The following is an 11,868-nucleotide window of genomic DNA, read 5'->3' on the forward strand; positions in this document are numbered from 1 at the left end:
TTTTTAGGATGTTGAGAGATTAAAGCGCTGAAGGGGGACATCGCTCGGCGGGAGCGATTTGCAGTTCTTGTAAAATATGTTTCGCCACAGCGGCGGCGTGATCGGCAACCTGCGGCAATCCCATCAGTTCACCGAAGCGCGCACGCGCAGCGGGACCGACGACAAACAGTCGTGCGTTGGGCTGGCCGTTAACATTGAGCGTGTGCGATTGGCTATCGACATCAATACCAAAACCGAGCAGGTCAGCGCGGATTAGCCCTTGCTGGCTGAGCGATTGCAGCAGCGGCTGGCTGGCGGTTAAGGCTTCATGGCCGGGACCGGTTGTGACAATCAGATGATCGAGGCGATGGGTTTCGCTGGCGCCCTCGCGCGTGCGTAGCGTGATGTCCAACTGCTTGCCGACATTGGAGATGTCGCTAAGGCGCGCGGCCAGCACCTTCAGACTGCCCTGCTGGCGACGTGCGCTGATCACCGCTGACACCTGCGGCGCGATGCGATAGCGATGCACATCCCACCACGAGCGCAAGTGACGAACAAAGCGCTGCTGCTCGCGCAGCGGCAGCGATTGCCAGATATCCTGACCTTGCACGCGCACCTGATCGAGCACGCGCTGCCACGGCAAATCCTGTTCCGCGGCACGCGCGACTTCGGCACGGATATGTCGCAGCCACAGACGCGCACTGGACGCTTGTTGCGGGGCTAACGTCCATTCAGGCCATTCACCGCTCAGGTTGTCGCGCGAGAGCTGTCCACGGCGTGAGAAGGCGATTAACGGGCCACGATGCTGTCTGGTGCCCAATGAAGCCACCACGTCCGCCATGCTCAAGCCGGTACCGATAATCGCCACCGAGGATTGAGGATCGATGGCGTCTAATACGCTGTGCTGCCACGGATTGGCAATCAGCGCCGGATGCGCCGAGAACGGTTGCAGCGCACGCGGCAACGATGGTGGCGGATGACTGATCGCTAACGCCAGTACATCACCCCGCAACATTTCGCCGTTGCTGAGCAACAGCTGCTCGCCTTCCCAGGCCACGGCGCTGGCCTGAACATGGCGCAGCGTGACGTGCGGATACGCCTGCGCAGCTTGCGCAAACTGTTCTGCCAGATAGCGACCGAACAGGCTGCGCTGCGGATAAACTGCGCCGTCTTCACAGTGCACTACTGAGTCCAGTGAACATTCCGGCTGTTGGCGATACCAGCGGTCAAACGCGCCCTGCTCTTCACCGCTTAACTGCATGCGCGAAGCGGGTACGTTGATGCGGTGCGAAGGCTCCTGCGTGGAATAGGCAACGCCGCCACCGAGGTTGGCGCGCGGTTCGACCACTGTAATCAGTAATCTGCTCGATGAGGTTCGTGCGAGATGAATCGCCAGCGCTGTGCCGCTAAAGCCACCGCCAACAATGATTACCCGTGCCATTGCCTTCTCCTGCATTAGCTGGCGCTCGTCTGTTTTGACGGACGCTTATCGCCACCAATGGTTTCACCAAACGGGCCAGTGTTAATGGTGCGCTCACGCTGCTGCTGCGCATTAGCCAGCGGTAGCAGCGGTAATAGCAACTCGGCCACGCGATGCGCTTCTTCCAGATGCGGATAACCGGACAGAATGAAGTTGATGACACCCAGCGCCTGATATTCGCGGATACGCTCAGCCACCTGCTCCGGGCTGCCGACCAGCGCAGTGCCCGCGCCTCCGCGCACCAGACCCACACCCGCCCACAGATTTGGCGAGATATAGAGGTTGTCGCGCGAGCCGTTGTGCAACGCGCTCATTCGTGCCTGACCGGCGGAATCCATACGCGCAAAGATTTTCTGCGCCTGCGCGATGGTTTCTTCATCAAGATGACCAATCAACTTATCTGCCGCCGCTTTGGCTTCTTCTTCGGTCTCGCGCACAATCACATGCAAACGAATGCCATATTCCAGTTTACGTCCGCGATGCTCTGCACGTGCGCGCACCACTTCCAGCTTCTCAGCAACCTGCGCTGGCGGCTCGCCCCAGGTGAGATAGGTATCGATCTGTTCCGCTGCTACATCAATCGCCGCCTCAGATGAACCACCAAAATAGAGCGGCGGACCCTTTTCCTGCACCGGCGGGAACAGCACTTCCGCGCCTTCGACGTGAATGTGTTTGCCTTCGTAATCCACTTTCTCGCCGCGCATCAGGCGGCTGTAGACGTCGAGGAACTCTTTGGTGACTTCATAACGTTCACTGTGGTTGAGAAAAATGCCGTCGCCTTTGTTCTCAATCGGATCGCCGCCGGTCACCACGTTAATCAATAAACGCCCTTCAGAAAGACGATCAAGCGTGGTCGCCATGCGGGCTGCCAGCGTTGGCGGCTGCAGGCCAGGACGCACCGCCACTAAATAGCGCAGACGTTTGGTGATCGGCGCTAACGCAGAGGCCACCAGCCAGGAATCTTCACAGCTTTTGCCGGTAGGAATTAATACGCCATAGAAGCCAAGATTGTCGGCGGCGAGCGCCACTTGCTGTAAGTAGGGTAAATCGACCGGGCGTCCGCCTTGCGTGGTGCCAAGATAGCGTCCATCACCGTGCGTCGGTAAAAACCAGAAGACATTAATTTTATCGTTCGCGGAATCGGCCATTATGCTTTTCCTATATAACTTTATTAAAAAATGATCATTTTGAACTGCTTATTTGGTTATATAGCTGTTAGCAGAAAGCGTGCCAGGTTGTTAACTGGCGCGAATCGCCGTATTTCAGGCGGTTAGCCTTGTCGCCGTCAACCAAAACAGTTGCATTTGCAACTCTGGCGCAACAGCTATTGCTGCATATGCAACTGCTTATGCTTTTTATATGGTGTTAATAGTCAGCGTGAGCATTTAGGTTAACGATATGCTCGTTACAGGACTCAATACCATGTTAACCACCTATAACCACACCGACTCACCGCGCTTAGTCGATCCCGCTTCTCTGGCGTTTCAATCGCTGCTGGATAAATTCGCGCCCACGGATGCCACCGTTCTTATTGTCGGCGAAACCGGCACAGGTAAAGAGGTGGTGGCGCGCTATCTGCATCATCACAGCCAACGCCGTCATGGCCCTTTTCTCGCGGTTAACTGCGGTGCTTTGACAGAAAGCCTGGCTGAAGCCGAGTTGTTTGGCCATGAGAAAGGCGCTTTTACCGGTGCGACGCAGTCACATCCCGGCTGGTTTGAATCAGCGCAAGGCGGCACCTTGCTGCTGGATGAGATTGGCGAGCTCAGCCCTTCACTGCAGGTTAAATTGCTGCGCGTGCTTCAGGAGCGTGAGATTACGCGCGTGGGCTCGCGTAGAGCGATCAAAGTGGATGTGCGAGTTATCGCGGCTACGCATGTGGATTTGGCGCAGGCGATTCGCGAGCGACGCTTCCGAGAAGATCTGTTCTACCGGCTGAATATTGCGGTGGTGCCATTACCGCCGCTGCGTCAGCGTCGTGAAGACATTCCGCTGCTGGCGCAACACTTCCTCGCCCTCTACGCACGACGTTTAGGGCGCCCGGCACGGCGTCTTTCTCCTGATGCGCTTGAAGCGCTGCGCCAATACAGCTGGCCGGGCAATATCCGTGAACTGGAGAACACGCTGCATAACGCCGTATTGCTAAGCCGTGAAGAGATGCTGACGCCCGCACAGCTGCGACTTGCTGGTTACAGTGAACATGGCTTTAACGAGTCAAACGATTCAACGCTCGACAGTTTTCTTCAGCAGCAGCTAACCAGTCAGCCGCAACAACTGTTTGATCGCGTTATCAGCAGCCTGATTAGCAACGCGCTGTCGATGACAGATCACAATCAAACCCAGGCCGCGGCGCTATTAGGCATTAGCCGCCACACTTTACGCACGCATCTGGCGAATCAGGGAATGATTAAAGGACGGCGCAAATCGCCGGTAACTGCATCGACATCCAATGTGCATGGGACGCAGGAGCGTGAGCTGCGCATTGGCTACCAGAAATTTGGCAATCTTGGCGTATTGAAAGCCCGTCAAAGCCTGGAACACTGTTTCGCTCAGCAAGGCATAAGCGTGTTGTGGAGTGAGTTTCCCGCCGGGCCACAGCTGCTGTATGCGCTGCAAAACAACGAAATCGATTTTGGTACCACCGGTGAAGTACCGCCAATCTTCGCTCAGGCGAGTGGCAATGCAGTGACTTATATCGCGTGGGAGCCGCCGGCGCCGAGCAGCGTTGGCATCGTGGTACCGCATGACAGCGATATTCGTACCATCAGCGATCTGCGCGGTAAGCGCATATCGGTTAACAAAGGCTCGAACGTTCACTGGCTACTGCTGCAGTTACTGGAGGAAGCGGGCATTGGTCTGGATGAACTCAAAGTGGTGTATACGCCGCCGAAATATCCGCTCACCGCCAGTGATTATCTTTCGGTTGATGCCTGGATGATGTGGGATCCGTTGCTCAGCGCTGCTGAGAGCAATCCCGAGCTGCGGGTTTTGGTCAATGGTGATGGGCGCGTACGTAATCATCAGTTCTATCTGGCGCGGCGTGATTACGTTGAACAGCACGATGACATCTTCAGACAGCTGGTGGAGAGTTTGCAACAAACGGGTTTGTTCATCGATAGCCATCGCCACGAAGCATCAATGTTATTGGCTCAGGAGCTGGGATTGGAAATCGCATCAGTTGAACGTGCCTTGACTCGCCGCAGCCACAAAACACGTGCGATGGCCTTCGAAGTAATCAAAGAGCAGCAGACCATCGCCGATCGCTTTTATGCGTTGGGGCTGATTAATAAACCGGTGCGCGTGCGCGATGCGGTCTGGCAATTTTCATCAGCTTTAACGTTAATTGAGTAATGTGAGCCTTGAAAGTTATCCACGTTTTCTGTGGATAAATCATTGAATATCATCTGGCTAATCTCGCTTAGGGATTTTTGATGATCGCTGAAACTAAAAGTTAATTGGCGATTTCAGCCTGAAATTTTAGCTAAAAATCCTTAAATTTCATAACAATAGAGACGAAATCGATTAGGCGAGCAGATGACATTTCACTCGCTGGCTGGACGGCAATTCTGCTGTGGCTGACTGTTGTCGCTTTCGCGCACAGCTGGTTAAATTGGCTGCAGTCAGTTAATCGGTATTGGTGATTTATTAATGGATACCTTGAGCTGCTGGCTAAAACAGTGGCGATTTCAGGCTGAAATTTCCGCGGCGATAAACTATATTTCATACAGTTAGCGATGAAATTGCGCTGGCGAGGCATTGAGAAGGGCATAAAAAAACCGCCCGGAGGCGGCATTTCAATTACTGATTAAGATACTTATTGAGCGTCTCGTTAATCACCTTATCCAGCTCTTCCTGCAACTCTTTTGACTGGCGATTAAACTCGTAGCTGAACATGCGTCCGCGCGTTTTCTTACGCGCAAAGCGGTCTTTATCGGCGAAACTCCATAATGGCGTCGCCACGGTTTTATCTTTTGCCGGTGACTGAATCAGCGTCTGGCTACCGTTACGCACTAAACGCAGAATGCCATTCTTCACTTCGTCTTCGGCCAATCCATCGCGCGCGCATACGGTATCAACATCCATACCGATAGTATCGATCAGGGCATCAACCGTTTGTCCGGTTTCCTGCAGCTTCTCATACGCCTGAAGCAGCGATTTATAGTCAGGATAGGTCAGCTCTGAATGATTCGGGAACAGCGTTACCAGCTCAAGCGGCACGCTTGCCGCTTGCAATGCACGCGTTACCTTGGCCTGCGATAAGCCTTCGCTTTGCGCAATCTCTTTCTGCGACAATCCACTCTCTTTAAGCGATAGCAGACGCATGCCCACTTCACGCAGATTGTGCTCGCGCGCGGTCTGAATATCCTGGGCTAAACGGCGCGCTTCTTCCGCCGAGATAGCCACGTCTGTAACCAACACATCAAGCCCAGTTTTGCAGTGCAGAGCCGCTGCACGACGGCGTGAACCATCGAGAATCTCAATGCGATCGTCACGCTTTACGCCAATCGCCGGGAAAAACTGCTGCAATTTGATGGTGCGAATGATGTCGCGCAGCGATTCTGGCGTCAGGCCAGACTGATCGCGGCCATTGGTTTCCATCTTAACGAAGGTTTTCTCTTCAATTTCCTTCGCCGGGATGTGCTCCAGCGTGAACAGGGCGCGTTTACCCGTCGCCAGAATAAATGTCTGAGAATGGCCATCGGCGCTTTCTTCAGTCTGCAATGGTGTCTGGCTGAAAGTTCGGCCAATAGTGATTCTTTTTGCGCTCATAGTAACCTCAGTTCAGGCGAATGAATTCAATACGGTCAAATACGGCTTTCGCGAAATCTTCCGCCGCTGAACGCGCATTCTTTAAGGCTTCGGTGCTGCCCACGTAGGTTGATGGATTGGCTGAGATAACCGTATCAAACGACTCTCCGCAGCGCTCAAAGCCATCCAGACGCGGCAATGCAGCATCAAGCATATCGCCGCCAAAAATCTCTTTCGCCAGGCTGTGACACAGCTTGTGGTCCGCTTTATTCGACAGTTTAGACATAAAGCCAATGTTGCCCTGCAAACGGCAGGCTGCGCCCGATTCTTCAATGATGCCAATCAACTCCGGCAAACGCGTTAAGTACTTCAGCGTGGAGTGGAAATCCACCTGCGCGGGCGGCACTGGCGTCATCAGCAGGTCTGAAGCAGCAATGGCGTTCTTCAGGAAGGCATCAAGATGCGGGCCGCTGTCGATAAAGATAAAGTCGTAATCTTTCTTCAGCTTGGCCACTACATTGTCATACAGCACCGCGTGGATGTTTTGCTCGGGCAGGTGAGCGGCACACAACTCTTCCCAACGCGAGGCAATGAAGGCGTCATCAATTGACGCCGGCAGCACATCGACGCCCGGAATAATCGAGGAAACGATAAACTCGTTGAGCAACTCTTCGCGGCTGACGTTCTGTAGCATCGCTTGTGCGGCGGTCGCTTCTACTAATCCCACTGAACGTTGATGGTTCAGGAACATGGTGGCGGAAGATTGCGGGTCCAGATCGATGACCAGAATACGCAGATCTTCAAATAGCAGATGCGGATGCGCACGTAATGCGTGTGCCAGCGAAACGGTAGAGACCGTTTTCGAAACGCCGCCTTTGAGGTTGCCAACAAAGATGCTAAAGGCTTCATGGTGGCGATCGCGGTACTTGGGCACACCGCGATGGTGATAGATATCGATGATGTTCTGAATCGACATCGCATACTTGGTTGAGCTGCCCGCTGCACGCTTATCGAACGGATAACCATTTTCTTCCATTTCGTTGACAGCGTAATCCACGCTCGCACGCGTCAATTTGGGCAGTTTGGCTAACGCCGCTTTAGCGTAAACCTGATAGAACGTGTTTTCCCGCAATTCTTCTTTCTGCGCCTGAATCTGTTCAGTCAGGCTCATCAGCATTCTTTCTGAACGTTGTGCGACCTTCAGAACCTGCTTCTCATCGTTAGCCATACTTGCTCCACACATGTAGGATTTATGACTTTATACATAAATCCAGCACATGAGGCAAATATATCTCTTCTGCTCAGGAAGAATAAGTTATGTGAAAAGACCTTGATTAAGAGCGGTTTAACGCAAAGATTCACTGTAATCAGCGTTCGTAATTTAGTCATCCCGGTTTTTTGTTCAATATTGAACCGCTGAAATCTTGTTCAAAGGCCCAAAGATTCACTGTATTCAGTAGCCGGTTTCTACTCTGTATACTTTTAAACAGAGAAAAGAGAAGGGGGCTTGCGACCAAAATTGCTGGAATATTCACTGTAGTTAGTAAGCTGATAAGCGTCGTAGATAAACGTTCACTGCAATCAGTAAAAGGTTCACTGTAATCAGCGAGCGGTGGCTGAAGATTCACTGTAATCAGTAGATGATGCCTGGAAGTAAAAACAGGCGAGAGAGCAACGATAGTGCCATGCTGGTGAGATGTTCACTGTAATCAGCAAACCCTCGCGACGTTTTCACATAACGCCAAACGTTCACTGTAATCAGTAAAAGCCTTGTACTCTTCATCGGCAAAGATTCACTGTAATCAGTAGACGTTGTCGCACTGCGATAAAACGTTCACTGTAATCAGTAAGTCAATTTGGCCAGACCGAGAACATTCACTGTAATCAGTAAAAGTTATGACGCTATACAGAACGTTCACTGTAATCAGTACAGCCCGACAAGCATGATAAGACAAACGTTCACTGTAATCAGTAGAGTGTTATTTGCCGACAAGCTGATATGCCTGGAAGCGCCATATGCGTTACAGCGAAATACCCAGAATGTCGTCAACAACATTCACTGTAATCAGTAAAACACGCTGCTGATTAAAACGCCCAACGTTCACTGTATTCAGTAAAAAACGATGCGCTAAGCGAGTTTGTTTCATGCTGCAAACCTGGCAGGGCAGGGGACGAGTTGGTAACGTTCACTGTAATCAGTGACAGCGTGACATGTTGTTCAAGCGGTATATGAGCGTCAGCACGAACGTCTCACGTTTCAGTTCACTGTAGTGAGAAGGCAAACCAAACGTTCACTGTAATCAGCTTAGTGACCAACCCTGTCACTTTTACTGGCTGTATTCACAGTCAAACTGCTGATTACAGTGAATCAATTTGAAACAGACTTTTTTAATGGTTATAAATCATTAAGTTGCATTTGAACGTTCACTGTATTCAGTATGAAGCCTGTAATTGGCATTCACTGTAATCAGTGAAAGCGAGCGCTCAAACAAACGTTCACTGTGATCAGTAGAGAGGCAGTGAAAAAAGGAAGTTAAGTACTGCGTCACCGCCCTTGTAAGTACTCACTATCCTTGTAAGTAGCTTAGAAAGGCTACAACGCGGTGCAAAACATCGCATAAGACACAATAAAAGCAGAAGGTTTCTGATTACAGTGAACGTTACTGATTACAGTGAATCACGTGAGGACAGCTGATTGCAGTGAATGTTAGCGGATAGAGCATGTGTCACTTTTGCTCAAAAAGTGACACAGCTTAAGGAGAATTACTGATTACAGTAAGCGGGCAACATCATTCTTCGAACTCAATATCTTCCAGCGAATCGATGCTTTCGAGATTGCTGATGCCGTCGAGTTTCGGCGTCCTGCTGTGGATGATGAAGAACACCGAACGGCCACGTTTCACTTCCGAATAGTCGAGATAGCCGATCTCTTTGAGCTGCTCCATCGCACGTCGCACCACGTGATTTTGCGTGGTGGTTTTCGAGCCCAGATTTAAACGCATACGCAAACGCGCCAGAGAGATGGGCGCCGGATTCGTTGGCAAACTTTCGAGATAGGTATACAACGCCTGAGCCGATTCTTTACGTTTTAAACGCGAAATGGCTCGCAGCTGCAGTAACACTTTATGGTCGAAATTATAGAGCTCGAATAACTTTGGATCGGCCTGGATGCGCACCAGATCCTTTTCACGATCGTAATACGCCGATTGCACAAGGTGAGTGTGATAGGCTTTGCCATTCCCTTCAAAGGACAACGTATTGGTCGCAATGCGTCGCAGAGAGGCATCTAAGCGCTTACGTAGCGCAGCCGAAGAGTTTGCCGACGGGATCCCGCACATCTTGACGAAATCGATAAACGGCAGCGTCACGGTGTCGCCCTTAGAAGGATAACGCGAGAAAGACTGAATAATACCGGCCCAGGTTTTGAAATCATTATCCATGTCCAGCCTTGCGCCGGTAATGGTAATTTTTTCATAGCCTTCCGATTTCACTAAAGAAAGGTTCTTCAGCTCTTTCGTTGCATCGGTCGATGCCATTGCGCCTGATTTACCGCGCGCGGTGGACTTCAATGTAGGAACAAACAGACCCAGGCGCATTAAAGCGACCGGTTGTACGGTGTTATTTTTATTGGGATGGAGTTGAATAACTTCACCGCTATTTTTTGTCACCGACAGAAAAGGCTCGAGTAACGCCTTGTTTTCACTCTCTTTATCTGCCATAGCCTGAGATCTTCATTCTGTGGATGAAAAGGGTCGTTTTCTGATTACAGTGAACATTAACACTGTTTATAGTGAACATTCTACTCTCTATAGTGAATAAACTACTGACTCCAGTGAACACTTTACTCATTATAGTGAACGCGATCACCTTCTGAGCCCTTGTGGGGTGCGGCCTGCGACGATCGGGGATCTCTTAGGATCTCTTTAAGATCTCTATATGATCTTTCTTTAAGATCTATTCACTGTATAACTTAATAACGCCCGGACTGACGCGGCTTTAGACCGGCAAAATGTTTAAAACAGCTCCATTGCAATAACATCCCCTTTGATCCCACCAAATCATCAGTTATGTGCGATCAGGATCCTTATTCTTCTTCATAAATGAACAACTTCCTCATTATTATTCATTTTTAAGAAACTTTATCCCGGCGTAAAGTGAACTTCATCGAACAACACATCACTTATGACGAGGTTATATTTCATGACTGACAACGTTATTTCCCGCAACCCTACTACCGGCGACATCCTCGCAAGCTATCCGCTACAGAGCGCAGCCGAGTTGGAAGCCGCATTGCAGCAAAGTGCTGATGCCTATGCAGAGTGGCGCTATACCTCAATGCCACAGCGAGTGAGAGTGCTGCATCAACTGGCAGAACAGATCCGCCAACGTCAGGATGAGCTGGCAACCATGGCCACGCTGGAAATGGGCAAACCTATCGCTCAGGCACGTGCTGAAGTACTGAAATGCGCCAATCTGTGTGACTGGTATGCAGAGAACGGTCCGACGATCCTTGCCGACAAACCAACATTGGTGGAAAACCAGCAAGCGTGGCAGTCATTTCGCCCGATTGGTGTGATTCTTGCTGTAATGCCATGGAACTTCCCTTACTGGCAGGTTCTGCGCGGCGCAGTCAGCATATTGCTGGCAGGCAATACCTACGTGCTCAAGCACGCGCCGAGCGTAATGGGATCCGCCAACCTGATGAAGTCACTTTTTGACGCCACCGAACTGCCTAAAGGCGGCTTTACCGTGATCAACGTCGATAACGATGGCGTTTCGGCCGCGATCAAAGATCCACGTATTGCCGCTGTAGCGGTAACCGGCAGCGTGCGTGCAGGCGGTGCAATTGCAGCGCAAGCCGGTGCGGTACTGAAGAAAACCGTGCTGGAACTGGGCGGCGCAGATCCTTTTATTGTGCTGGCGGATGCAGACCTGGATGCTGCAGTAGCCTCAGCGGTCACAGGACGCTATCAGAACACAGGACAGGTCTGCATGGCAGCCAAGCGTTTCATCATTGAAGAAAGCGTCGCAGAAGCGTTTGAGGCGCGTTTCAGCGCAGCGGTACAGGCATTGAAGATCGGCGATCCTTTGGCAGAAGATACCTACATCGGACCAATGGCGCGTTACGATCTGCGTGACGAGCTGGATAATCAAGTGCAGCAGACCATCAAGGAAGGCGCACGTCTGGTATTAGGCGGCCATAAAATTGACGGCCCAGGCAACTATTACGTCCCGACGATCCTCGCCGATGTCACGCCAGCCATGACAGCTTTCAAGCAGGAAATCTTTGGCCCGGTCGCAGCAATTAGTGTCGCTCGTGATGCACAACATGCCCTTGAGCTGGCTAATGACAGCGAATTTGGGCTGAGTGCAACAGTGTGGAGCGGCAACGAAGCGCTGGCCAACGAACTGGCGGAAAAACTCGAGACCGGCGCGGTATTTATCAATGGCAATGGTGCGTCAGATCCGCGAGTTGCGATTGGAGGCGTGAAGAAGAGCGGCTATGGTCGTGAACTATCGAGCTTTGGCGTCCACGAATTCTGCAATATTCAGACGGTATGGAAAAACCGCCGCTAAGCATCACAGGGCGCGTCAGGCGCGCCCTTATTCCCATCCTCCGCCCCCAGATATCTCGCATCTCATACCGTTGCCCATCATTT

The 11,868-nt window shown here is 51.5% G+C and carries 8 protein-coding genes; 2 read left to right on the plus strand and 6 right to left on the minus strand.

Annotation, left to right across the window (positions count from 1 at the left end; all coding sequences use genetic code 11):
- Positions 1–19 precede the first annotated feature (19 nt).
- Together Q3H59_RS21590 and ssuD are read right to left on the minus strand one after the other, a co-directional pair.
- Positions 20–1,420: an FAD/NAD(P)-binding protein gene (locus Q3H59_RS21590; protein ID WP_405042323.1), complete on the minus strand. Its 1,401-nt coding sequence runs from the start codon at positions 1,418–1,420 to the stop codon at positions 20–22.
- A gap of 14 nt (positions 1,421–1,434) precedes the next feature.
- Positions 1,435–2,607 carry an FMNH2-dependent alkanesulfonate monooxygenase gene (gene ssuD / locus Q3H59_RS21595; RefSeq protein ID WP_309837170.1) on the minus strand — a complete coding sequence of 391 codons (1,173 nt, stop codon included), beginning with the start codon at positions 2,605–2,607 and terminating at the stop codon, positions 1,435–1,437.
- A gap of 274 nt (positions 2,608–2,881) precedes the next feature.
- Between ssuD and Q3H59_RS21600 the strand changes: the two genes are divergently transcribed.
- Positions 2,882–4,810: a sigma-54-dependent Fis family transcriptional regulator gene (locus tag Q3H59_RS21600; protein WP_309837172.1), complete on the plus strand. Its 1,929-nt coding sequence runs from the start codon at positions 2,882–2,884 to the stop codon at positions 4,808–4,810.
- Between the two features lie 447 nt (positions 4,811–5,257).
- Here the strand turns inward: Q3H59_RS21600 and Q3H59_RS21605 are convergent, their stop codons facing one another.
- The 4 genes from Q3H59_RS21605 to Q3H59_RS21620 all read right to left on the minus strand — a co-directional run bounded on the left by Q3H59_RS21605 (position 5,258) and on the right by Q3H59_RS21620 (position 9,927).
- Positions 5,258–6,229: a ParB family protein gene (locus Q3H59_RS21605; protein WP_110867047.1), complete on the minus strand. Its 972-nt coding sequence runs from the start codon at positions 6,227–6,229 to the stop codon at positions 5,258–5,260.
- A 7-nt stretch (positions 6,230–6,236) separates the two neighbouring features.
- Positions 6,237–7,436 carry an AAA family ATPase gene (locus tag Q3H59_RS21610; protein WP_101761164.1) on the minus strand — a complete coding sequence of 400 codons (1,200 nt, stop codon included), beginning with the start codon at positions 7,434–7,436 and terminating at the stop codon, positions 6,237–6,239.
- A 793-nt stretch (positions 7,437–8,229) separates the two neighbouring features.
- The gene (locus Q3H59_RS21615; RefSeq protein WP_255527839.1) at positions 8,230–8,355 is read right to left on the minus strand and encodes a hypothetical protein; all 126 of its coding nucleotides are present in this window, start codon (positions 8,353–8,355) and stop codon (positions 8,230–8,232) included.
- Between the two features lie 642 nt (positions 8,356–8,997).
- A complete protein-coding gene (locus Q3H59_RS21620) occupies positions 8,998–9,927 on the minus strand; it encodes a RepB family plasmid replication initiator protein (RefSeq protein ID WP_007886110.1) in 930 nt (309 codons plus the stop codon).
- A 481-nt stretch (positions 9,928–10,408) separates the two neighbouring features.
- Between Q3H59_RS21620 and Q3H59_RS21625 the strand changes: the two genes are divergently transcribed.
- Positions 10,409–11,785, plus strand: a complete 1,377-nt coding sequence (locus tag Q3H59_RS21625; RefSeq protein WP_309837176.1) for an aldehyde dehydrogenase family protein — start codon at positions 10,409–10,411, stop codon at positions 11,783–11,785.
- Positions 11,786–11,868: the final 83 nt, after the last annotated feature.

The organism is Pantoea sp. SORGH_AS_0659 (assembly GCF_031453915.1).
GTDB lineage: Bacteria > Pseudomonadota > Gammaproteobacteria > Enterobacterales > Enterobacteriaceae > Pantoea > Pantoea leporis.

What these genes read in the sequence shown, in the direction of transcription:
- Q3H59_RS21610 (WP_101761164.1), bottom strand. Translation starts at nt 7,436, where the DNA reads ATGGCTAACGATGAGAAGCAGGTTCTGAAGGTCGCACAACGTTCAGAA.
- Q3H59_RS21605 (WP_110867047.1), bottom strand. Translation starts at nt 6,229, where the DNA reads ATGAGCGCAAAAAGAATCACTATTGGCCGAACTTTCAGCCAGACACCA.
- Q3H59_RS21625 (WP_309837176.1), top strand. Translation starts at nt 10,409, where the DNA reads ATGACTGACAACGTTATTTCCCGCAACCCTACTACCGGCGACATCCTC.
- Q3H59_RS21620 (WP_007886110.1), bottom strand. Translation starts at nt 9,927, where the DNA reads ATGGCAGATAAAGAGAGTGAAAACAAGGCGTTACTCGAGCCTTTTCTG.
- Q3H59_RS21615 (WP_255527839.1), bottom strand. Translation starts at nt 8,355, where the DNA reads ATGAAACAAACTCGCTTAGCGCATCGTTTTTTACTGAATACAGTGAAC.
- ssuD (WP_309837170.1), bottom strand. Translation starts at nt 2,607, where the DNA reads ATGGCCGATTCCGCGAACGATAAAATTAATGTCTTCTGGTTTTTACCG.
- Q3H59_RS21590 (WP_405042323.1), bottom strand. Translation starts at nt 1,420, where the DNA reads ATGGCACGGGTAATCATTGTTGGCGGTGGCTTTAGCGGCACAGCGCTG.
- Q3H59_RS21600 (WP_309837172.1), top strand. Translation starts at nt 2,882, where the DNA reads ATGTTAACCACCTATAACCACACCGACTCACCGCGCTTAGTCGATCCC.